At 65.2% G+C, this 21,971-nt stretch carries 16 protein-coding genes, 1 tRNA gene and 1 pseudogene; 8 read left to right on the top strand and 10 right to left on the bottom strand.

Features of this window, described 5'->3' with window-relative positions; translation table 11 throughout:
* Positions 1-81 precede the first annotated feature (81 nt).
* A complete protein-coding gene (locus BSIN_RS02335) occupies positions 82-2,607 on the top strand; it encodes a penicillin-binding protein 1A (RefSeq protein ID WP_089339391.1) in 2,526 nt (841 codons plus the stop codon).
* Between the two features lie 93 nt (positions 2,608-2,700).
* Here BSIN_RS02335 and BSIN_RS02330 read toward each other — a convergent pair whose 3' ends face one another.
* The 4 genes from BSIN_RS02330 to mfd all read right to left on the bottom strand — a co-directional run bounded on the left by BSIN_RS02330 (position 2,701) and on the right by mfd (position 9,814).
* On the bottom strand, positions 2,701-3,156 hold the full coding sequence (locus BSIN_RS02330) for a DUF3574 domain-containing protein (RefSeq protein WP_089339390.1): 456 nt from the start codon (positions 3,154-3,156) through the stop codon (positions 2,701-2,703).
* Between the two features lie 476 nt (positions 3,157-3,632).
* Positions 3,633-4,655 (bottom strand): threonine/serine dehydratase family protein, encoded by a 1,023-nt coding sequence (locus BSIN_RS02325; RefSeq protein ID WP_089339389.1) that lies wholly within the window; start codon positions 4,653-4,655, stop codon positions 3,633-3,635.
* 114 nt (positions 4,656-4,769) lie between these two features.
* Positions 4,770-5,987, bottom strand: a complete 1,218-nt coding sequence (gene argE, locus BSIN_RS02320) for an acetylornithine deacetylase (protein WP_059513452.1) — start codon at positions 5,985-5,987, stop codon at positions 4,770-4,772.
* A gap of 260 nt (positions 5,988-6,247) precedes the next feature.
* Positions 6,248-9,814 (bottom strand): transcription-repair coupling factor, encoded by a 3,567-nt coding sequence (gene mfd / locus BSIN_RS02310; RefSeq protein ID WP_089339387.1) that lies wholly within the window; start codon positions 9,812-9,814, stop codon positions 6,248-6,250.
* Positions 9,815-9,834: 20 nt separating this feature from the next.
* Here mfd and ispD point away from each other — a divergent pair, with 20 nt between their 5' ends.
* Both ispD and ispF read left to right on the top strand, forming a co-directional pair.
* Positions 9,835-10,545 carry a 2-C-methyl-D-erythritol 4-phosphate cytidylyltransferase gene (gene ispD / locus BSIN_RS02305; protein ID WP_089339386.1) on the top strand — a complete coding sequence of 237 codons (711 nt, stop codon included), beginning with the start codon at positions 9,835-9,837 and terminating at the stop codon, positions 10,543-10,545.
* A gap of 40 nt (positions 10,546-10,585) precedes the next feature.
* Entirely contained in the window at positions 10,586-11,092 is a 507-nt protein-coding gene (gene ispF, locus BSIN_RS02300; RefSeq protein ID WP_089339385.1) for a 2-C-methyl-D-erythritol 2,4-cyclodiphosphate synthase, read from the top strand.
* A gap of 185 nt (positions 11,093-11,277) precedes the next feature.
* Here the strand turns inward: ispF and BSIN_RS02295 are convergent, their stop codons facing one another.
* The 5 genes from BSIN_RS02295 to ompR form a co-directional block, all read right to left on the bottom strand.
* A complete protein-coding gene (locus tag BSIN_RS02295; protein ID WP_143757285.1) occupies positions 11,278-12,852 on the bottom strand; it encodes a hypothetical protein in 1,575 nt (524 codons plus the stop codon).
* Positions 12,853-13,477: 625 nt separating this feature from the next.
* Positions 13,478-14,005 (bottom strand): carboxymuconolactone decarboxylase family protein, encoded by a 528-nt coding sequence (locus BSIN_RS02290; RefSeq protein WP_089339383.1) that lies wholly within the window; start codon positions 14,003-14,005, stop codon positions 13,478-13,480.
* Between the two features lie 76 nt (positions 14,006-14,081).
* On the bottom strand, positions 14,082-14,630 hold the full coding sequence (locus BSIN_RS02285) for a peroxiredoxin (protein ID WP_059513440.1): 549 nt from the start codon (positions 14,628-14,630) through the stop codon (positions 14,082-14,084).
* A gap of 196 nt (positions 14,631-14,826) precedes the next feature.
* A complete protein-coding gene (locus BSIN_RS02280; protein ID WP_089339382.1) occupies positions 14,827-16,185 on the bottom strand; it encodes an ATP-binding protein in 1,359 nt (452 codons plus the stop codon).
* Between the two features lie 62 nt (positions 16,186-16,247).
* Positions 16,248-16,982 (bottom strand): osmolarity response regulator transcription factor OmpR, encoded by a 735-nt coding sequence (gene ompR / locus BSIN_RS02275; protein ID WP_004192636.1) that lies wholly within the window; start codon positions 16,980-16,982, stop codon positions 16,248-16,250.
* A gap of 78 nt (positions 16,983-17,060) precedes the next feature.
* Between ompR and BSIN_RS26335 the strand changes: the two are divergent.
* The 4 genes and pseudogenes from BSIN_RS26335 to BSIN_RS02255 all read left to right on the top strand — a co-directional run bounded on the left by BSIN_RS26335 (position 17,061) and on the right by BSIN_RS02255 (position 20,587).
* Positions 17,061-17,244, top strand: a pseudogene (locus BSIN_RS26335) (hypothetical protein).
* Positions 17,244-17,534: a hypothetical protein gene (locus BSIN_RS02265; protein ID WP_173678611.1), complete on the top strand. Its 291-nt coding sequence runs from the start codon at positions 17,244-17,246 to the stop codon at positions 17,532-17,534. Before BSIN_RS26335 ends, BSIN_RS02265 begins: the two are co-directional and overlap by 1 nt.
* A gap of 279 nt (positions 17,535-17,813) precedes the next feature.
* A complete protein-coding gene (locus tag BSIN_RS02260; protein WP_256583536.1) occupies positions 17,814-19,238 on the top strand; it encodes a DUF1800 domain-containing protein in 1,425 nt (474 codons plus the stop codon).
* 107 nt (positions 19,239-19,345) lie between these two features.
* Positions 19,346-20,587: a DUF1501 domain-containing protein gene (locus BSIN_RS02255; RefSeq protein WP_089339379.1), complete on the top strand. Its 1,242-nt coding sequence runs from the start codon at positions 19,346-19,348 to the stop codon at positions 20,585-20,587.
* A gap of 100 nt (positions 20,588-20,687) precedes the next feature.
* Here the strand turns inward: BSIN_RS02255 and BSIN_RS02250 are convergent, their stop codons facing one another.
* Positions 20,688-21,518 carry a squalene/phytoene synthase family protein gene (locus BSIN_RS02250; protein ID WP_089339378.1) on the bottom strand — a complete coding sequence of 277 codons (831 nt, stop codon included), beginning with the start codon at positions 21,516-21,518 and terminating at the stop codon, positions 20,688-20,690.
* A gap of 256 nt (positions 21,519-21,774) precedes the next feature.
* Here BSIN_RS02250 and BSIN_RS02245 point away from each other — a divergent pair.
* Positions 21,775-21,861, top strand: a tRNA-Leu gene (locus BSIN_RS02245).
* The last annotated feature ends 110 nt before the right edge of the window (positions 21,862-21,971 follow it).

Here is a 21,971-nt window from a genome sequence, read left to right as displayed (position 1 = left end):
ACGTCTTGCCGATTCTCCGCACGCGCTTTGCGTGCGTTCGCCGCGCGCTGCCGAGCGCCGCCGCGAGCAGCCATTCCCGACATGCCGATTATCAAACGACCGCCTTCCTCCCGTGCCACGAACGAGCATCATTATTCGCTACGACGTTCGCCCGCCGGCGCCTACTACCCCGACGATGACGACGATGATAACCGCCGCGCTTCCCGCCGCACGAGCCGCGACGGCGGCGCGCGCACGTTCGGCTCACGCGTCGCGCTGTGGTTCGTCGGGCTGATCGCGACGCTCGCCGTCGTGGGCGCGCTGCTCGCCGGCTACGCGCTCGTCGTGATGGGGCCGCAACTGCCTTCGCTCGATGCGTTGACCAACTATCAGCCGAAGGTGCCGCTGCGCGTCTACAGTGCCGATCACGTCCTGCTCGGCGAGTTCGGCGAGGAGCGCCGCAGTCTCGTGCGCTTTGCGGACATTCCCGACGTGATGAAAAAGGCGGTGCTCGCGATCGAGGACTATCGCTTCTACGAGCACGGCGGCGTCGATTTTCTCGGCATCCTGCGCGCGGGCGTTGCCGATCTGATGCACGGCGGCGCGCGGCAGGGCGCGAGTACGATCACGATGCAGGTCGCGCGCAATTTCTTCCTGTCGAGCGAAAAGACGTACACGCGCAAGATCTATGAAATGCTGCTCGCGTACAAAATCGAAAAGGCGCTGACCAAGGATCAGATTCTCGAGCTGTACATGAACCAGATCTATCTGGGGCAGCGTGCGTATGGCTTTGCTGCCGCCGCGCGCGTTTATTTCGGCAAGGATCTGAAGGACATCACGCTCGCCGAGGCGGCGATGCTCGCGGGGCTGCCGAAAGCGCCTTCCGCGTACAATCCGGTCGTCAATCCGAAGCGCGCGAAGGTGCGGCAGGAATATATCCTCAAGCGGATGCGCGAACTCGGCTACATCACCCAGCCGCAGTACGACGAAGCGGTGAAGGAAGAGATCCATACGCGCACGCCGGGCAACCAATACGCGGTGCATGCCGAGTATGTCGCCGAGATGGTGCGGCAGATGATGTATGCGCAGTACAAGGACGAGACCTACACGCGCGGCCTCACGGTGACGACGACGATCAACGCTGCCGATCAGGAGGCGGCGTATCAGGCGGTGCGCCGCGGGATCATGGATTACGAGCGCCGCCACGGCTATCGCGGCCCGGAAGGCTTCATCGCGCTGCCGAGCGCGGGCGACGCGCGCGACGAGGCGATCGACGACGCGCTCGCCGACCATCCGGACAACGGTGATCTGCAATCGGCGGTCGTGCTGGGTGCGTCTTCCGCCGCTGTCGAGGTGCAGTTCGTCGGCGGCGCGACCACCACGATCGGCGGCGCCGGGCTGCGTTTCGTCGCCGGCGCGCTCGGCGCGCGCGCATCGGACGCGATACGCATCAAGCCGGGCTCGGTCGTGCGCGTGATGCGGGATGCGAAGGGCGCGTGGCAGATCGCGCAGTTGCCGCAAGTGGAGGGCGCGCTCGTCGCGCTCGCGCCGCAGGACGGCGCGATTCGCTCGCTCGTCGGCGGCTTCGATTTCAACAAGAGCAAGTTCAACCACGTGACGCAGGCGTGGCGGCAGCCGGGCTCGAGCTTCAAGCCGTTCGTCTATTCGGCGTCGCTCGACAAGGGGCTTGGACCCGCGACGATCATCAACGACGCGCCGCTGTACTTCCCGCCAAGCGTGCCGGGCGGCCAGCCGTGGGAGCCGAAGGACGATGACCAGCCCGACGGCCCGATGTCGATGCGCACGGCGCTGCAGCGCTCGAAGAACCTCGTGTCGATCCGCATTCTCGCGTCGATCGGCACGTCGTATGCGCAGCAATACATCACGCAGCGCTTCGGCTTCGATCCCGCGAAGACGCCGCCGTACCTGCCGATGGCGCTCGGCGCGGGCCTCGTCACGCCGTTGCAGCTCGCGAGCGGCTATGCGGTGTTCGCGAACGGCGGCTACAAGGTCGATCCTTATCTGATCGCCGAAGTGGACGATGCGCGCGGGCAGGCGCTGCAAAAAGCGCAACCGGTGACCGCGGGCGGCACGGCGCCGCGCACGATCGACGCACGCAACGCGTATGTGATGAACAGCCTGCTGCACACGGTTGCGACGGCGGGCACGGGCGCGGGCACCAATGTGCTCGGCCGCGCGGATCTGCAAGGCAAGACCGGGACGACGAACGACGCGAAGGACGGCTGGTTCGCAGGCTATCAGGCGTCGCTCGTCGCGGTCGCATGGATGGGCTTCGATCAGCCGAGAAGCCTGGGCAGCCGCGAATTCGGCGCGCAACTCGCGTTGCCGATCTGGGTGAACTACATGCGCCGGGCGCTCGCCGGCGTGCCCGAGCAGCAGATGCCGATGCCGGACGGGCTGACGACGATCGACGGCGAGCTGTATTACGCCGATCGCACGCCGGGCGCGGGTTTCATCGCGAGCGTCGACTTCAATCCGGCCGCGAGCCCGACAGTGAACGCGAACGACGCGCTGGGCTCGGCCGGCGCTGCCGGCCTGACGCCGCCGCCGGTCACGCCCGAGGAGAAGCGGCAGATCATCGACATGTTCGAGAGCAACAAGCCGTGACGGGCGCACGGATGCCGCGCGCGACGACGGGGACGGCATGAGCGCCGTTCGGCTGAGCCGGGCCGTCGTGGCCGATGCCGGTGAGTTGATGAGTCAGAACGACGCGCACAAGCGCGTGAGCAGCAGGCCGACCGATTGTTGGTGAAACTGCTCGCTGTACGCGCGCCGGATTTCCGCGAGGCTGTCGAGCGTCGCGCGCGTGTCCGGGGCGACGATCCGGATCACGAAGCTTGATTCGCGTTCGACCTGGTTCGTCGCGCGGTCGCGCCATTGGCCGCGCGTGTCCCATGTGGTCAGGCCGTCGGGGAAGCGCGGCGTGACGACGTCGGCGATGAAGCGCTCACGTTGCGCATCGGTGACGGAGCCGTGCCCGGCGATGTCGCGGCCGAACAGCAGGTCCGCCTGCAATTGCCGGATGCCGCCGGCCTGCGCGCAGAGCGCGTCGCCGTTGTTCGCCGGCGCGTGTTCCGCGTTGGATTGCGCGGTGGCGCATCCGGACAGCAACGCGAGGGTGAGGCTGAACGTGACGGCAATCGATGTCGAACGCATGGCGTCCTCGTGGATGAAATGGGAAGCGGCGCAGGCTTGGGCGTACCGGCGGCCGTGCTATCTGCCCACTCTGCCGGGACGCGCTTGCCAGCCCGGCGGGCGCGAACGGAAAACGCCTTGCGCTCAAGGGCTTGGCGGCTTGTCCGGGCGGTTATCAACAAGCCTGTCAACAAAAATTGTGGAAAAGCGTATTGCTGGCGGCACGCGCGGCCGGCGATACGCCGCGCTGCGGCGCATTGCACCTTGGCGGGCGATCCGAATCGCATCAAGCATTTAGCGATGCTGCCCAAAACTTGTCAACAGATCTTTCAACAGAAACTGGGGATAACTGGCCGGTATGCGCTCAGCCCGCGCCGGCGCGGGCCGCATTAGGCAGCACGGGCGCAAAGTATCGCGCGATCAACGCGTTAGCGCGTTTGTCCGGTGCTTATCAACAAGCTTTTCGACATGAACTGGGGATAGCTTGACGGCCGGCGTCACGTGCGCGGCGTCGGCTGCTGCTCCAGATGAGTGCCGAGCGTGGCGGCGTCGATGTTGGTGCCGGACAGCAACACGCCGACCCGCTTGCCTTGCAGCGCCTCGCGCAGCGGCCCGAGCAGCGCGGCCGTCGCCGCGGCGCCGGCCGGCTCGACGGCCGATTTCAGGTGCGCGAACAGATAGCGCATTGCGTTGCGCAGCGCGTCGTCCGATACGGTGACGATTCGGTCGACATGACGGCGGCACAGCTCGTAGCTGTACTCCTCGGTGTGCGGTGCCATCAGCGAATCGGCGATCGTGCGCATCGCGCCCATTTCGACCGGATGATTTGCCGCGAAGCTTCGGCTCATCGCATCCGCGCCTTCGGGTTCGACGCCGTACACATGGACATGCGGATTCGCGAGCCGCAGCGCGGTCGACACGCCCGCGGCCAGCCCGCCGCCGCCGATCGGCACGATCACCGCGTCGAGATCGGGCGTCTGCGTCGCCCATTCGTAGCCGAGCGTCGCGGTGCCGAGCACCGTGTGATAGCCGTTGAACGGATGGACGAAGAAACGGCCTTCGTCGGCCTCGATACGGCGGACGGTCTCGAACGCATCGGCGGGGCTCGACGCCATCACGATTTCCGCGCGGTATTGGCGGCACAGCGCGACGCGTGCCGGGTTCGCGCTATTGAACATCACGACCTTCGCGCTGGTGCCGAGCCGCATCGCCGCGTAAGCGACGGCCGCCGCGTGATTGCCGGCCGACACGCACGTCACGCCGACGCTTTTTCTCTCCGCGCCGAGTGCGAGCAGATTCGTGAACGCACCGCGCGCCTTGAAGCTGCCGCTCGCTTGTAGCAATTCGAGCTTGAAGTTCACGTGGGTGCCTTCGAGCGTCGGCAGGTCGGCGCGCTCGAAAACCGGCGTGCGCGTGACCCACGGTGTGAGCGCGAAATGCTGCGCGGCGATTTCGTCGAGCGTCGGGACGGGCTCGCCGTTGATCGTCAGGTGCTCGGGGCGGTGCGTGGAGGTCGACATGGGCTTGCGAGGATCGAGAAGGGCGAAAGAAGCGAAGCGGGCGGCAACGGAGGCGAAAGAGCGGCGGCGATCGTCCGTGCGGCCGCGGCTCGCGCGCGGCGGCCGCACGCCGCATCATGCGAGCGTGAGTCCGTGCACGAGCTTGCGCAGGAAGCGTTCGCACGATGCGAGTTGATCGAGTTCGACGTATTCGTTCGGCTTGTGCGCCTGCTCGATATAGCCTGGCCCGCAGACGACGCTCGGAATGCCCGCACGCTGGAACAGGCCGGCCTCGGTACCGTAGGCAACCTTGCGCTTTTCCTGGTCGGCGGTGAGCGAGCGCACGAGCTGCGTGATCGCTTCCTGTTCGGCGGCGTCGAGGCCGGGCGCAGCGGCCACCTTCGAGAACTCGATCGCCGCGTTCGGATGCTCGCGGCGCATCAGCGGCAGCAGCGTATCGCGCGCGTAAGCGTCGATGCGCGCGAAGATCGCATCGGGATCGAGCGTCGGCAGATTGCGGAATTCGAACGAAAACTCGCATTCGGCAGGCACCGTGTTGACCGCGTTGCCGCCTTTGATGAGGCTCGTCTGAGCGGTCGAAAACGGCACGTCGTACAGCGCGTCGAACGGGCCTTGCGCGCGGAACTCGTCGGCAATGTCGCGGATGCGGCAGATGAGGCGCGCCGCGTATTCGATCGCGTTCAGCCCCTTGGGCGTCAGCGACGAATGCGCGGCGTGCCCGCGCACGCAGCAGCGATAGACGTTGACGCCCTTGTGCGCGATCACGGGGCGCATGCCGGTCGGCTCGCCGACGATGCAGCCGGCAGGCGCGATGCCGCGCGATTTCAGATCGGCGAGCATCAGCGGCGCGCCGGCGCAGCCGATCTCCTCGTCGTATGACAGCGCGAAATGGATCGGCTGCGCGAGCTTCGCGGCGCGCATCTCGGGCAGCAGCGCGAGCGCCGCGCCGATGAAGCCCTTCATATCGCAGGTGCCGCGCCCGTACAGCTTGCCGTCGCGCACTTCGGGCCGGAACGGATCGCTGTCCCACTGCTGGCCGTCGACCGGCACGACATCGGTGTGGCCGGACAGCACGATCCCGCCATGGGTCGAGCCGTCGTGCGCGGGCAGCGTCGCGAACAGATTCGCCCAGCCGTCGCGGGCGTCGTGGGTGAGCGTCGACGTGACGCCGGCATTGGCGAGCGCGTCGCGGACCATTTCGATGAGGCCGAGATTCGGCACGCGGCTTGTCGTGTCGATCGACACGAGCCTTCGGGTCCAATCCAGGCTGATCGGCTCGGCGCGCGACGGGGAAGCGGCAGCGGACGGTGCCGTTGCGTCGACGAAAGACATGGCGGAACTCCGGCGGGGGAATGCAAAGATCATATCCAAAAACGCCCCCGCACGCTGTGGCGCGGCGCATTGCGATGCAACAGCGTGCCGTCGTTCGCGTTCGAGCTCGCATGACTCGGCGCGGTGCCGCAGCCGCGCCGCGCCGCGCCGAACGCGCGGCATCGCATGCCGCGTTTTTCGGTGTCCTGCCGGGGGCACACGGCCGCCGCAGCCGGGCGGGGGGCGCTGCCGCTGCTGCGCTGCCGCAGCGGCATCCCGCGTCAGCGCGCCGCCGCCTGCTCGCGCGGCTTCTGCGGCTGGCCGAGCGCGCGCAGCGTCTCCTTGACCGTCGACACGCGCACCGCGAGATCCGGCGTGCGCGTCTCGATGCGCAGCCGGTCCTGCCCCGCGAGCTTCACGTGCCGGTGCTTTTGCACCATGTCGATGATGCGCATCGGATCGATTGGCGGATTCGGCACGAATTGCAGCCCGATCGCCGCTTCGCTTGCGTCGATCTTCACGATTCCTAGCGGCTTCGCGGCAAGGCGCAGCCGATGCGTCTCGACGAGCGCGTGCGCCTGCGGCGGCAGCTTGCCGAAGCGGTCGATCAGCTCTTCCTGAATACCGTCGATCGCGTCGCCGTGCTCGCAGTTCGCGAGGCGCTTGTACAGCGACAGCCGCTCCTGCACGTCGACGCAGTAATCGGCGGGCAGGATCGCGGGCGTGTGCAGATTGATCTCGGTCGTGGCGGCGAGCGGCGCGGTGAGGTCGGGCTCCTTGCCGTTCTTCAACGCCTTGACCGCGTCGTTCAGCATTTCGGTATAGAGCTGGAAGCCGATCTCGTGGATTTCGCCCGACTGCTTGTCGCCGAGCACCTCGCCCGTGCCGCGGATCTCCAGGTCGTGCATCGCGAGATAGAAGCCCGAGCCGAGTTCCTCCATCTGCTGGATCGCCTCGAGCCGGCGCTGCGCCTGCTTGGTGAGCGCCTGCGGATCGTGGACGAGCAGGTACGCGTATGCCTGGTGGTGCGAGCGGCCGACCCGGCCGCGCAGCTGATGAAGCTGCGCGAGGCCGAACTTGTCCGCGCGGTGCATGATGATCGTGTTCGCGCTCGGCACGTCGATGCCGGTTTCGATGATCGTCGTGCAAAGCAGCACGTTCGCGCGCTGCGCGACGAAATCGCGCATCACCCGCTCGAGTTCGCGCTCGTGCATTTGCCCGTGCGCGATCACGATCCGCGCCTCGGGCACCAGCGCCTCGAGCATCGTCTTGCGTTCCTCGATCGTCTCGACCTCGTTGTGCAGGAAGTAGACCTGGCCGCCGCGCTTCAACTCGCGCAGCATCGCCTCGCGGATCACGCTTTCCTCCTCGCGGCGCACGAAGGTCTTGATCGCCAGGCGTTTTTGCGGCGCGGTCGCGATCACCGAAAAGTCGCGCAGCCCCTCGAGCGCCATGCCGAGCGTGCGGGGGATCGGCGTGGCGGTCAGCGTGAGCACGTCCACCTCCGCGCGCAGCGCCTTGAGCGCTTCCTTCTGGCGCACGCCGAAGCGGTGCTCCTCGTCGATGATCACGAGGCCGAGGCGCTTGAACTGCACGTCCGACGACAGCAGCTTGTGCGTGCCGATCACGATGTCGACGCTGCCTTCGTTGATCTGCCGGATCGCCGCGCTCACTTCCTTCGCGGACTTGAAGCGCGACAGCTCGACGATCTTCACCGGCCAGTCGGCGAAGCGGTCGATGAAGGTTTGCGTGTGCTGTTCGGCGAGCAGTGTGGTCGGCGACAGCAGCGCGACCTGCTTGCCGCCCATCACCGCGATGAACGCCGCGCGCAGCGCGACTTCGGTTTTGCCGAAGCCGACGTCGCCGCACACGAGCCGGTCCATCGGCTTGCCGCTCGTCATGTCGCCGATCACGGCCGCGATCGCGGCTGCCTGGTCGGGCGTTTCGTCGAAGCCGAAGCTGTCGGCGAACTTCACGTAATCGCGCGGTTCGAGCGCGAACGCGTGGCCTTGCCGGGCGGCGCGGCGCGCGTACAGGTTCAGCAGCTCGGCGGCGGTGTCGCGGATCTGCAGCGCGGCGCGCCGCTTCGCGCGCTCCCACTGGCCCGAGCCGAGCGAGTGCAGCGGCGCGCTGTCCGGGTCCGCGCCGCTGTAGCGCGAGATCACGTGGAGTTGCGCGACGGGCACATACAGCTTGCTGTCGCTCGCATATTCGAGATGCAGGAACTCGGTTTCGCCTTCGCCGAGATCCATCGACACGAGCCCCATATAGCGGCCGATGCCGTGCTGCGCGTGGACGACCGGATCGCCGAGCTTCAGCTCGGACAGATCGCGCACCATCGCGTCGACGTTGCTTGCGTGCTCCTGCCGGCGGCGGCCGGTGCGGCGGCCGAGCGCGCCGTACAGCTCGGTTTCGGTGATGATCGCCCAGCCTTCGCCCGGCACCGCGAAGCCGCTTGCGAGCGGCGCGACGCCAAGCGCGAAGCGCTCGTCGCTCGCAAGCCACGACGCGAAGCTGTCGTTGGCGGCCGGGCGCAGACGGTTGTCGGCGAGAAGCTGCGCGATCGTCTCGCGGCGGCCCGCCGATTCGACGGTGAAGAGCACGCGGTTGGCGGTCGTGTCGAGGTAGCGGCGCAGCGCGGCGAGCGGATCGTCCGCGTGGCGATCGAGCGCGAGCGGCGGCAGCGGCGTGGCCCAGCCGCCCTCGGGCTGCGCGGGCAGCGCGACGCGCGCGAACGGCTTGGCGAGCGCGTAGAAATCGTCGTCGGACAGGAACAGCTTTTTCGGCTCGAGAATCGGCCGCTCCCGGTCGTGCGACAGGAACGCGTAGCGCTGCTTGGTATCGGCGGTGAAACGCTTGATCGATGCGTCGAGATCGCCCGCGAACACGAGATGCGCGCGCTCGGGCAGATAGTGAAAGAGCGTTGCGGTTTCGTCGAAGAAAAGCGGTAAGTAATATTCGATGCCCGCCGACGGCACGCCGTTGCCGATGTCCTTGTAGATCGGCGCGCGGCTCGGGTCGCCCTCGAACGTCTCGCGCCACCGGTTCCTGAATGCGGTGCGCGCGTGTTCGTCGAACGGAAATTCGCGCCCGGGCAGCAGGCGCACGTCGCGCACCGGGTAGAGGCTGCGTTGGGTGTCCGGATCGAACGAGCGGATCGAGTCGACCTGGTCGTCGAACAGGTCGATGCGGTACGGCAGCGGCGAGCCCATCGGAAACAGGTCGATCAGCGAGCCGCGCACGCAGTATTCGCCGGGGCGCACGACCTGGCTCACGTGCTCGTAGCCGGCCAGCGTGAGCTGTGCCTTGAGCTTGGCCTCGTCGAGCCGCTCGCCCTGCGCGAACGCGAATGTGTAGGCGGCCAGGAACGATGCGGGCGGCATCCGGTACAGCGCGGTCGTCGCGGGCACGAGCAGGATGTCGCAGCGGCCTTCGCCCAGGTCGTGCAGGGTCGCGAGCCGCTCGGAGACGAGATCCTGGTGCGGCGAGAACGTGTCGTAAGGCAGCGTCTCCCAGTCGGGCAGCACGCGCACGCGCGCATCGGGTGCGAAATAGCCGAGTTCTTGCGAGAGGCGTTGCGCATCCACCGCGTTCGCGCAGATCACCGCGACGAGCGGCACCTGCATGCGATGCGCGGTGAAATAACGGGCGATCGCGAGCGCGTCGGCCGAGCCGTGCGCGCCGTCGAACGTATAACGTTGGCCTGCCTTGACGAGCGCGACCGGAGAGGGCGATGAAGAGGCGTTGTCGGACATAACGAGCGGCTGGTTGCGGGCATCGCGGCGGCTGGAACGGGCGCGGCCCGTCGCGACGAAAGACGTATTATAAAATCCGTCTTTCGTTTTCATCTTTTCCGGCGATCCCTTCCGTGACTTCTCGTCTTTTTGCCCTGATACCGTGCGCGGGCACCGGCAGCCGTTCGGGCTCGGCATTGCCCAAGCAATACCGCACGCTCGCCGGCCGCGCGCTGCTGCATTACACGCTCGCCGCGTTCGACGCATGCAGCGAGTTCGCGCAAACGCTCGTCGTGATTTCGCCCGACGATGCACACTTCGACGCGCGCCGCTTCAGCGGCCTGCGCTTCGCGGTACGGCGCTGCGGCGGCGCATCGCGGCAGGCGTCGGTGCTCAACGGGCTGATTCAGCTCGCCGAATTCGGTGCAACGGATACCGACTGGGTGCTCGTGCACGACGCGGCGCGCCCCGGTATCACGCCCGTGCTGATTCGTGCGCTGATCGGCGCGTTGAAGGACGATCCGGTCGGCGGCATTGTCGCGCTGCCGGTGGCCGATACGCTCAAGCGCGTGCCGGCGGGCGGCGACGCGATCGCGCGCACCGAGCCGCGCGACGGGCTTTGGCAGGCGCAGACGCCGCAAATGTTCCGCATCGGGATGCTGCGCGACGCGATCCAGCGCGCGCAGCGCGACGGCCACGATCTGACCGACGAGGCAAGCGCAATCGAATGGGTGGGCCATACGCCGCGCGTCGTGCAAGGCAGCCTGCGCAACTTCAAGGTGACGTATCCGGAGGATTTCGACCTCGCGGAAGCGATTCTCGCGCACCCGGCGCGCGCCTGCTGAACCTGATTGAACCGCAACCCACACTCGACTCGAACGCAACATGGATTTCAGAATCGGACAAGGCTACGACGTACACCAGCTCGTTTCCGGGCGGCCGCTCATCATCGGCGGCGTGACGATCCCCTACGAGCGCGGGCTGCTCGGCCACTCGGACGCGGACGTGCTGCTGCACGCGATCACCGACGCGCTATTCGGCGCGGCGGCGCTCGGTGACATCGGCCGCCACTTTTCCGATACCGATCCGCGCTTCAAGGGCGCCGACAGCCGTGCGCTGCTGCGCGAATGCGCGGCACGCGTCGCGCAGGCCGGGTTTGCGATCCGCAATGTCGACAGCACGGTGATCGCGCAGGCGCCGAAGCTCGCGCCGCACATCGACGCGATGCGCGCGAACATCGCCGCGGATCTCGGCCTGCCGCTCGATCGCGTGAACGTGAAGGCGAAGACCAACGAGAAGCTCGGCTATCTTGGCCGCGGCGAGGGAATCGAAGCGCAGGCCGCGGCGCTCGTCGTGCGCGACGCGTCGCCGGATTCGCCGCGGGCCGGATAGTTCGGGGCGGGGCGGTCGTGCCGAATGCCGGCACGTCCCGTTGCGGGATAAACGGCCGATCGCCCGCCACACCTCGCGCGATGCGAATGAAGATCCTGAGCCCATGCGCCGGCGATCCCGCCGCGCCACGATGCGCCGGGGCGTGCCGCATGCGGTGCGGTTCATTCATTCTTCGCCGATCAAATTCACGCTTCGTCATCGGTTTGCTCGTCGGCGGTCTCGGTTTGGTCGTCGGTGTTCGCCATCGTGTTGACGTCGATCGGTGCGCGTTTGCTGAACCAGCCGTGAAAATACTCGTTGGTATGCGTGACCACGGGCCGGGTCACGACGCTGCGATATTCCTGAACAAAACCCGTTACCGCTTGCCCGACGACGACTGCCGGCGATGACAGCGTCTGGTTGGAAATCCCGTTGATGAATTGCCCGGCGGTGGCGGAGCAAATGCGCGACGTGGCTTCTTTACGGAAAGAGACGTTGCTGTATTTATGGCTGATCGGATGCGACGGTTCAAATCTACTGCCGTGCGCTGCGGCGCGAAAGACCGTGCCGACTGCGCCGTCCACTGCTTCCCCTATCCCGGTGATGCTGCCGTCGATTAATGGTTTGAATGCCCAGCGAACGAAATTGGAAACCATTCCGAACTTCGCATTCACGTAAGACACTGCGTTCTTCAAAAAATAATCTTCGCAGCCGGTCGGTGTCGATGTTTGAGGTGATAGTGGTGAAACGTAGGATTTAAACCGGTTTCCGATAATTTGGGCGCAGGTGCTGGCGTCGAATGGATTGTCCGTCGATTTCAATTCCCCGGAAAGGAGATAAGAGCAAGGCGCGGGTATCGGATTCGCGTTGATGAACGAATGAAATTTTTCACCGAGCTCGATTTGACAGATGCCCGGTTCGAGTTGCGAATTGGAGGCGGCCGTAGTCGCCACGCGGCTGGCGAATGCACTGCCGATCGCAATGCCCGCGTAGCCGATTGCCGGAGGCAGTACGTAGAGCGATTTGGGTATGCCGTTTTCCCATTGGATATTGCTTCCATAGGGTGCAGTCACGCGTTGCTGCATGAAAGACCGGGTACATGCCGAAACCAGATTGCCCACTGCGACGGTCGGGCCGGCCAATGCGTAGCCGGCGCCGCCGATACCCGCGCCGGCGAATGCGCAGAGGGACGGGGCAATTTCTTTGGTGTAATACGCGAGTTTCTGCATGTAAGGCGCCACGGCCTTGGCTCCCGAGGCAAGCGGCGCAATTCGGCCGTAATCGCTCGGATTGAGTTGTTTTGCCCAATCGACGGCCGAAGATAAAGAATTGCCCAGCAATTTACCCATCGAATAACCGTAGAGTGCGCCGGTGCCGACGGAAGCCGCACCGGCGACCGCCGCCATCACATTGGCCACCGGGGCGCTGTTCGTGCTGGAAAGCAGGAGTCCGGTCAAATTGCTGGCCTGATCCCCGACATATCTGCCGACAAACGAACTGGTGCCGTCGCGCAGCCCGGATGCGACCGCGGCTTTGGCGATATTGCATGGGCCGATGTCCTTCAGCCGTTGCAGAATGCCCGGCTCGCTGGGCAGCGGGTGCGCCTGCGAGGCGCTTGCTTTGGCAACGGCGCCGATTGCTCGAGGCGAGCCGGGTTGGGCGGCGGTTGTGGCGGATGCGCATTCGTCCGCAGCGCCTGTGTTGGCTTCCGGTTCGATATTGATCGCGACTTGATTGATCAATATGCTGGAACATATCGAAGAAGATTGTGGTATCAGCACTTTTTGTCTCCGTTGGATGATTTATTGATTGAAGATATTGCGATTCAATTGTGATCGATAATGATCGGGTGCGGTGGATTGAATCGGAGTCGATCGGTTAAATCCTTGCCGCCAAGCAGTGTGGGATTTTTATTTTCGACATATCGGATTTTCGTGTCGAAAATTAAGTTGAGCCATTTTATATGAGGTTGATATGGCGGCGAATCGGGAAATTGATGGTTAAAGTATACTTGATTTTTATTTTTTGGATGAGTGGATGCGAAAATCTTTTCTGTTTTGCGAAATGATTGTCGTTGCGCGGGAATGATGGAATATCGATTATTATTCTTATTTTAACGAGGTGATGTGGGGGTTTTGTGATGATTATGAGCGGTGCAATTTCCGTTTTCTGATGAGAGCGGAAAATTGTCGGACTTTATTTGTTTGGGGCCGGGTATCGAAAGGGGGCGTTGGCGGCCTGTCTCCGGAGCGGGCAACGCACGGGGCGAGGCGGAGTGGGGGCCTCGCGTGTGTCGGCAGGATGCCGGCGCTCGTGCGGGAGCGGGCCGATTTTTCACGCGGGCATGCTGCTTGCCGACGGGCCGTCATGTCCGCGATGCGACGCGGCGACAGCCCGCCGTCACGCTCATTTACCTTCGGCAGAGAGGACTTGCGCAGCGGCATTGATCACCGACGCGATCCGCCCGACGTCGCGCAACTGCGTGATGCTCATGCCTTGCTCGTTCTTCAGCAGCGCATAGTGCGACTTCACGCAGAAGTGGCACTTGCCGACGATCGACGCGGCGAGCGCGTACATTTCGAACTTGCGCTTGTCGACGCCGCCGTGCGACGCATACGCCCCCATCCGCAGCTCGGCGCGCGCGGTCTTCAGATCGGCGTCGTCGGCCATCTCGACATACGGATACCAAGTGTTGTTCATGCCCATTAGCGCGGCAGCCGTTAGCGCCGCCTGGGTTTCCTCGGCAGACAGCACGCCCGCTTCGCGGATCAGCGTGATGAGCGTCGTGCTCTTGGTCGCGAACGCCGCGGCGAGCGCGACGCCCACCGCATCGTTGCCTTCGAGCGACGAGCGCGCGATCGTGCCGTCGAGGTTCAGACGGATATCTTTTGCGTAGTCGGGAATTTGCGCCTTAATCGAATTGATAAATTCCATTGATATCTCCTATGATTGGGCCGTTAAAAAAGCCCGCAGGCGAAAGCGTCGCGCCGCGGGCTTCATGCATCGACGCTTACAGCGTTGCGCCGCCGACCGCGCGGTTGCACGGGCAGAGTTCGTCCGTTTGCAGGCCGTCGAGAATGCGCAGGATTTCTTCCGGATTGCGACCGACGTTCAGATTGTTCACCGACACGTGCTGGATCGTGTTGTCCGGATCGACGATGAAGGTGGCGCGCAGCGCGACACCCGCTTCGTGATCGCGCACGCCGAGCTGGTCGATCAGCTCGCCCTTGACGTCGCCGAACGAGTAGTGGTTCAGCTTGTCGAGATCCTTATGCTCACGGCGCCATGCGAGTTTGACGAATTCGTTGTCCGAGCTGCCGCCGAGCAGGACGGCATCACGCTCTTCGAATTGCTTTTGGAGCTTGCCGAATTCGACGATTTCCGTCGGGCAGACGAACGTGAAATCCTTCGGATAGAAGTAGATCACTTTCCACTTGCCTGGGAACGACGCTTCGGTGACGGTTTCGAATGCCGACTGACCGTTTTCCTCGTGATGGTTGAAGCCAGGCTTCGCGGCCACGACGGTGAAAGCTTCGAGTTTATCGCCCACGGTTTTCATGCGGATGCTCCTGTGTGAGTTGGGAAAGACTGCTAACAAGCGGTCAAGCTACCTATGCGCTGCAACGTTTCCGTGACAGCATCTGCAAGACTATAACTCTATTGATTATTTTTCTCAATAGATTTTAACTAACGAACTCCATAGAAATTTTCAAAGACGGCGATAGCATGCGGGTATCGGCACGGCGCATGGCGGCTCACGCGGAGGCGCGCGCCTTCGCGCCAGGGAACTCCAGCGTGACTTCGAGGCCGCCGTCGGGCCGGCGGTTGGCCAGGCGCAGCGTGCCGCGATAGCGGCTGACGAGGCGCAGCACGATCGCCATCCCCAGGCCCGTGCCTTCGGCCTTGGTGCGTGCGGTGTCGACGCGGTAGAACGGGCGCATCACGAGCGCAAGCTGGTCGTCCGGGATGCCCGGCCCTTCGTCGAGCACGACGAGTTCGACGCGCGCATGCGCGACGCGGGTCTCGAGTGTGATTCGGGCGATGCCGTCGCGCTTGCTCTGCCCATATTTACGTGCGTTCTCGACGAGATTGCCGACAACTCGCCGCATGTCGGTTTCATCGGCCGCGATGATCGCGGCGGGCGCGAGTCGGGTGACGATTTGCACGCCGTCCTCGCCGGCCAGCCGGGCGACCACGTCGTGCGCGACGACCGACAGATCGACGGGCTCGGGCGTGCGTTGCGCGGGGCGCGCGTAATCGATGAACGCGGCGATGATGCGGTCCATCTGTTCGATGTCGTCGACCATCGCGTCCTTCGTTGCCTGATCGGACGGACTCATCTCGGTTTCGAGGCGCAGCCGCGCGAGCGGCGTGCGCAGATCGTGCGAGATTCCGGCGAGCATCAGCGCGCGGTCGGCCTCGAGTTGCTCGAGATCGCGCACCATCTGGTTGAAGCTGCGGTTGGTTTCGGCCGCGACGCCCATTCCGCGCTCAGGCAGCGGCTCGGGCGTTTGCCCCGAGCCCACCTTGCGCGCGGCGAGCGCGAGCCGCGAGAACGGCTGGTTGACGAGGCTCGTGATGAATGCCGAGCCGATCAGCGACAGCGCCAGCGCGAACAGCCCCCAGCCGGCCCATTGCAGGCCGGTGACGGTGTCGAGCTGATCGCGGTCGAGCGCCACCCAGTAGTCGTCGTCGTCGATCTTGAAGCTGATCCACACGCCGGGGATGTCGTTGACCGATTGCGCGATCACCGTGTCGTCGCCGAGGCGGCTGCGGATGTCGTGCTCGATCAGCCGGTTCAGCGATTCGTCGGGCTGCAGCTTGAACTTATCGGTTTTTTCGCGTGGATAGACGCGCACGCCCTCGTTGCTTTCGAGATCCTGCAGCAGCGCGCGACGCAGATCGGGATCGGAATAGAGCAGGGCCGTGCGCGTGAGCTTCACGATCGCGACCAGTTGCAACGCGACGCGCTGCGCGCGCGGCTCGCGCTCGATCACTCTGAAGCTCTGGAACCACGCGGCAAGACTCACCGCGATCAGCAGCGCGATCAGCAGGAACGTGCGCCAGAACAGCCCGCCGAACACGAGCGTCAAAAGGCGCCGGTCGATACGCATAGGACAGGCTGTTTATCTGGCGTCAAAAACGGGCAATCGCGCGTGCCGCGACGGCTCGGCCATCAGGCTGCGCCGTCGGGGATGAACACGTAGCCAAGGCCCCATACAGTCTGGATGAAGCGCGGGCTGCCCGGATCGGGCTCGATCAGCTTGCGCAGCCGCGAAATCTGCACGTCGAGGCTGCGATCGAACACTTCGTATTCGCGGCCGCGCGCGAGTTCCATCAGCTTCTCGCGCGACAGCGGCTGGCGCGGATGGCGCGCGAATACCTTGAGCACCGAGAACTCGCCCGTCGTCAGCGGGATTTCCTGGCCGGACTTCGTCAGCGTGCGGGTGGCAAGATTCAGCGAGAACTCGCCGAATTCGAACACCTCGGTGGTTTCGGACGGTGCGCCGGGCAACTCGGCGGGCGCCTGGCGGCGCAGCACCGCGTGGATGCGTGCGACCAGCTCGCGCGGATTGAAAGGCTTGGGCAAGTAATCGTCGGCGCCCATCTCGAGGCCGACGATCCGGTCGACGTCCTCGCCCTTCGCGGTGAGCATGATGATCGGCGTGCGATCGTTGCTGCCGCGCAGGCGGCGGCAGATCGACAGCCCGTCCTCGCCGGGCAGCATCAGATCCAGCACGAGCAGGTCGAAACGCTCGCGCACCCAGAGTTTGTTCATGGCCGTTGCGTTCTCGGCAACGTACACGTTGAAGCCCTGTTCGCCGAGATAGCGGCGCAGCAAGTCGCGTAGGCGCGGATCGTCGTCGACGACGAGGATTTTCGAGGGATTTTTCGTTTCCATGAGCGGCATCTTATCGCGATTGGGAAAAGTCGCGCGGCAGCGACTTTTGACGGGTAACAGTCAGTTACAAAATTTACCCGTGCTGTTGTGCTGAGTAAAGACAGTGACGACAGACTCCTTTACTCGAAGGCGATATTCGGTGGATACTCCCTGCACTTAAAACATTTTCATGGTTTGCACGCCGATTTTCGCAGGGTTGGTTCGTGTGCCACAGATAGCTGCTTGCCGCGTGACGAAGGGAACAAAACGACGAAACAGGCGAGGCCCGTGATGCGGCCGACGAGGATTGCGTTCGTGCTGGGGCTCGCATGCGCTGGCCTCTTCGCACCCGCTTTTGCCGGTGCGCAGCCGCACGATCGCGCACCGGCGTCTCATAAATCGCCGCGCGGCAAGGGCGCGCCGCCGCCCGTCGTTGCGCCCGAGCATGCCGAGCAGGCGAACCGCTCGGCCGTTCCGCCCGATCTCGAACAGCGTCGCCGCGACGGCCATATGACGCCGGAGGAGCGGCATTTGTTGCGTCAGCATATCGAGGACGCCGTGCGGGAACTCTACAAGCGCTGAGTAGCGCACGCATACCTGTCGGGCGCGCCGTCGGATGCATCCACGCCTGCGCCTATCCACCAGGCGCGCGCCGCCGTTGAAAAATTCCGTATCAAATCGATCGTCAACTGTCCACTGCGACGGACCGTTGAATCGCCAGTACCGCGGCGCGTGCGCCGCATGGGCAATCGTCGTGGATTGCCCGAACCAGGAGAGCGATCGGCGATGAGCGATGCGAGCACGGCAGGACGGGCCCCGGCGAATACCGACCGGGCTGGCCACGTAGATCGAACGGACCGGTTGTCGGCGGACATGCAGCAACTGCTCGATGCCGACGACGCGCGTTTTTTGCTGACGCGCACCGGTTTTTCGCCGCCGCCGCGTGAAGTCGCGCGGCTGGTCGGGATGACGCGCGCGCGGGCGCTTGCCGGGCTGCTCGACGGCGCGCGCACGCAATGCGTGACGCCGCTGCCCGACTGGGTGCGCGAGCTGCCGCCGCCGCGCGCGGTGCGTGCGGCTTATACGCCCGACGAGCGGCGGGCCGAGCGGCAGTTGCGCAATCGCCGCTACGACGAACTGCGCGCGTGGTGGGTGCGCGAGATGCTCGTCACGCCGTCGCCGCTGACCGAACGGATGACGCTTTTTTGGCACAATCATTTCACGTCCGGTCAGGACAAAGTACCGTATCCCCAAACGATTGCGGCGCAGAACATGCTGTTGCGCGCCGCCGCGCTCGGCAATTTCGGCGCGCTGCTGCACAGCGTCGCGAAAGACCCGGCGATGCTGCAATATCTCGACGGCGCGTCGAGTCGCAAAGGGCGCCCGAACGAAAATTTCGCGCGCGAGGTGATGGAACTCTTCACGCTCGGCGAAGGGCATTACACGCAGCGCGACGTGTCCGAAGCCGCGCGCGCCTATACCGGCTGGGGCGTCGATCCCGATACGCTCGGCTACGTGTTCATGCCGAACCTTCACGACGACGGCGAAAAAACCGTGCTCGGCGAGACCGGCCGCTTCGACGGCGACGCGGTGCTCGACATTCTGCTCGCACGGCCCGAGACCGCGCGCTTCATCGTTGCGAAATTGTGGCGCGAGTTTATTTCCGATACGCCCGATGCGCCCACCGTCGAGCACGTGGCCGAGCGTTTCCGGCAAAGCGGCTACGACATCCGGACGGTGCTCGCGGGGCTGCTGTCGTCGGAGGCGTTCTGGGCCGAGCGCAATCGCGGCGTGCTGGTGAAATCGCCGGTGGAGTTCGTGGTCGGCACCGTGCGGCTGTTCGACGTCGATTACGGCGATACCGGGCCGTTTGTGAACACGCTGCGCACGCTCGGCGAGAATTTGTTCTATCCGCCAAACGTGAAAGGCTGGCCGGGCGGCGCGACGTGGATCAACAGCGCGACGCTGCTCGCGCGCAAGCAATTCGTCGAACAGATGATGCGTGCCACCGAGGCGGCAGGCAGACATGCCGCGCCGGCGCCGGCATCCGCGCCCGGCGCGATGATGGACGGCAAGCCGGCGATGCGGCGCGGGATGCGCTTCGATATCGATACGTGGCTCGCCGCATATCGGACAAAGCCGCAGGCGCAGCCAGATCTGTCGACGCAATTGCAATTGCAACATGCGGTGCTGCCGCTGTCGCCCGTCGCGGCAACCGAGACCGGCGCGACCAGCATGGCCTATTTACAGGCGCTGTTGATGGACCCGGCCTATCAGTTGAAGTGAGCGAGTGGAAATGAGCGCGGCCGGCGCGATCGCGACGCCGCATCGAAAGCGATCCGCGCGACGACCGGACAGGCCGGCTGCGGCGAATGCATAAAGAGGACAGCAGGATGAAACGACGCAATTTTCTGACCCTTGCAGGCGTAGCGGGAGCGACGAGCGTCTCGCTTTCGATGCCCCGCGCGTTCGCGGCGGCGGCTGGCGCGCTTGCGGGTGCGGGCGCGGGCGCGCCGCATGGCGCGAATTATTCGAACCTGCTGATTCTGGTCGAGTTGAAAGGCGGCAACGACGGACTCAACACAGTGATTCCGTATGCGGACCCGTTGTATCGGACGCTGCGCCCGACCCTCGGCATCAAACGCGAGCAGCTCGTGCAATTGGACGAGCGAACGGCGCTGCACCCGTCGCTCGCGCCGCTGATGCCGCTTTGGCGTGACGGGCGGCTTGCGATCGTCGACGGCGTCGGCTATCCGCAGCCGAATCTGTCGCATTTCCGCTCGATCGAGATCTGGGATACCGCGTCGCGCTCGGACCAGTATCTGCACGAAGGCTGGCTCACGCGCGCGTTCGCGCAGGCGAGCGTGCCACCCGGTTTCGCCGCGGACGGCGTCGTGCTCGGCAGCGCCGAGATGGGGCCGCTTGCGAACGGCGCGCGTGCGATTGCGCTCGTCAATCCCGCGCAATTCATTCGCGCGGCGCGGCTCGTGCAGCCTGTGTCGCTGCGCGAGCAGAATCCCGCGCTCGCGCATGTGATCGATGTGGAGAACGACATCGTCAAGGCTGCCGACCGGCTGCGCCCGCCCGCCGGCGCGCCCGTGCTCGCGACCGCGTTTCCGGCCGGGCCGTTCGGCACCGCAGTGAAGACCGCGATGCAGGTGCTCGCCGCGTGCGACACGCCGCAGCGCACGCCCGCGCCGGGGCAGGGCGTCGCGGTGCTGCGCGTCACGCTCAACGGCTTCGACACGCACCAGAACCAGCTCGGCCAGCAGGCGGGGTTGCTCAAGCAATTGGCCGACGGATTGGTCGCGATGCGCTCGGCGCTCACCGAGCTTGGCCGCTGGGACGACACGCTCATCATGACGTATGCGGAATTCGGCCGGCGCGTTCGCGAGAATCAGAGCGGCGGCACCGATCACGGCACGGCCGCGCCGCATTTCGTGATGGGCGGGCGCGTGCGCGGCGGGTTGTATGGCGCGCCGCCCGCGCTAGGCAGGCTGGACGGCAATGGCAACCTGCCTGTCGCGGTCGATTTCCGGCAACTCTACGCGACCGTGCTCGGGCCGTGGTGGGGGCTCGACGCAACGCGCGTGCTCCAGCAGCGTTTCGAGCCGTTGCCGCTGTTGCGCGCCTGACCGGCAGCGCGGCATGTGGCCTATTGCTTGAGAACCCGCGCGGACGCGATCCGTTGGTGGCGCCTGGAGACTGTCAAGCTCGATCTCGTCGAGCACCGGATCAGCGGCGGCGCGCGGCGCGCCATGCGATCCACAGTTTGCGGATCGGCGTGAGCGCGATCCGCTGATGCAGTACCTGGAAGCCGTCGCGCTCGATCTCGTCGAGCACTGCGAGCGCAAGCGCGCCGAGCGCGCGCAATGTGCGTTGCGCGCGGCGCTCATCGGCGGGGATGGCGGCGAGCGACGCATGAAGCGCGTCGCGTGCGCGCGCCGTCTGGAAGCGCATCAGTTCGGTGAACGCAGGGCTATAGCGGCGGTTGAGCAGGTCGGCCGCCGTCACGCCGTAGCGTTGCAACTCGTCGATCGGAACGTATATACGGCCGTGGCGCGCGTCGTCGCCGAGATCCTGCACGAGTTGCGCGAGCGTCAGCGCATGCCCGAGCGGCGGCGCCCAGCCGAAATCGTCCGGTCGACAAGCGCTCGCGTGCGCGACGAGCTGCGCGAACGCGCCGCCAGTCTGATCGGCGTAGCGGCTCAGGTTTGCGAAGTCCAGATAGCGTGCCTGATCGAGATCCATTCCGTAGCCCGCGACGAGCGTTTGCAGCGCGGCGGCGCTGCTTGGCAGATCGGGGTGGTGCGCGGCGAGCGCCTGCGACACCGGATGCGACGGCTGGCCGGCGATCAGCGCTGCAATCTCCTTTTGCCACCACGCGAGTTTCGCGCGGCCGATGGCCGGATCGCTGATTTCCTTCACCGTTTGCTCGAGTTCACGGCGCAGCGCGAACAGCGCGGCAACGAGCGGTTGGCGTGCAAGCGGCGCCTGGCGCAGCGCGTAATAGAGGCTGGAGCCGGGCGGCGCGGCTTTTTCTTCGCAGTATTCGTCGAAATTCACGGGGACAGGAACGAGTGGGGGCGTGGGCGAATGGCAAGGCGGCGCACGCGCCTGGTGCGTTGCCGAGGGCTTTTCTCGCGCCGCCCGCTATCGACGCAGACGCGGTACACCCGGACAATGCGGCATTCTAGCATCGCCGCCGAAACGAGGCCGCGATGCTAGAGACAAGCGTCGGCAGATCAGTTAGAATCTCGCGCTTGCGCTTTTTGGGACAGCCGCCAGGATGCGGTTCCGTTCCGCGCAGCATGTCTCGCATGCGTGAGTGGCGAAATTGGTAGACGCACCAGGTTTAGGTCCTGACGCCCGCAAGGGTGTGCCGGTTCGAGTCCGGCCTCACGCACCATCCGGTATCTTTTCTTCGCGCGGCGTCAAGGGACGCCATCAGCTATTTTCAATGGCTTGTGACGCTTTTGCGGTGGCCGCTGCTTTCCGATTTTCCGTGCGAAAGCACAC

Origin of the sequence: Burkholderia singularis, assembly GCF_900176645.1 — a bacterium.
Classification (GTDB): Bacteria; Pseudomonadota; Gammaproteobacteria; order Burkholderiales; family Burkholderiaceae; genus Burkholderia; species Burkholderia singularis.
This window is presented reverse-complemented; position numbering and strand designations above follow the sequence as displayed.

What these genes read in the sequence shown, in the direction of transcription:
- BSIN_RS02335 (WP_089339391.1), top strand. Translation starts at nt 82, where the DNA reads ATGCCGATTATCAAACGACCGCCTTCCTCCCGTGCCACGAACGAGCAT.
- BSIN_RS02330 (WP_089339390.1), bottom strand. Translation starts at nt 3,156, where the DNA reads ATGCGTTCGACATCGATTGCCGTCACGTTCAGCCTCACCCTCGCGTTG.
- BSIN_RS02325 (WP_089339389.1), bottom strand. Translation starts at nt 4,655, where the DNA reads ATGTCGACCTCCACGCACCGCCCCGAGCACCTGACGATCAACGGCGAG.
- argE (WP_059513452.1), bottom strand. Translation starts at nt 5,987, where the DNA reads ATGTCTTTCGTCGACGCAACGGCACCGTCCGCTGCCGCTTCCCCGTCG.
- mfd (WP_089339387.1), bottom strand. Translation starts at nt 9,814, where the DNA reads ATGAAAACGAAAGACGGATTTTATAATACGTCTTTCGTCGCGACGGGC.
- ispF (WP_089339385.1), top strand. Translation starts at nt 10,586, where the DNA reads ATGGATTTCAGAATCGGACAAGGCTACGACGTACACCAGCTCGTTTCC.
- BSIN_RS02290 (WP_089339383.1), bottom strand. Translation starts at nt 14,005, where the DNA reads ATGGAATTTATCAATTCGATTAAGGCGCAAATTCCCGACTACGCAAAA.
- BSIN_RS02285 (WP_059513440.1), bottom strand. Translation starts at nt 14,630, where the DNA reads ATGAAAACCGTGGGCGATAAACTCGAAGCTTTCACCGTCGTGGCCGCG.
- BSIN_RS02280 (WP_089339382.1), bottom strand. Translation starts at nt 16,185, where the DNA reads ATGCGTATCGACCGGCGCCTTTTGACGCTCGTGTTCGGCGGGCTGTTC.
- ompR (WP_004192636.1), bottom strand. Translation starts at nt 16,982, where the DNA reads ATGCCGCTCATGGAAACGAAAAATCCCTCGAAAATCCTCGTCGTCGAC.
- BSIN_RS02265 (WP_173678611.1), top strand. Translation starts at nt 17,244, where the DNA reads ATGCGGCCGACGAGGATTGCGTTCGTGCTGGGGCTCGCATGCGCTGGC.
- BSIN_RS02255 (WP_089339379.1), top strand. Translation starts at nt 19,346, where the DNA reads ATGAAACGACGCAATTTTCTGACCCTTGCAGGCGTAGCGGGAGCGACG.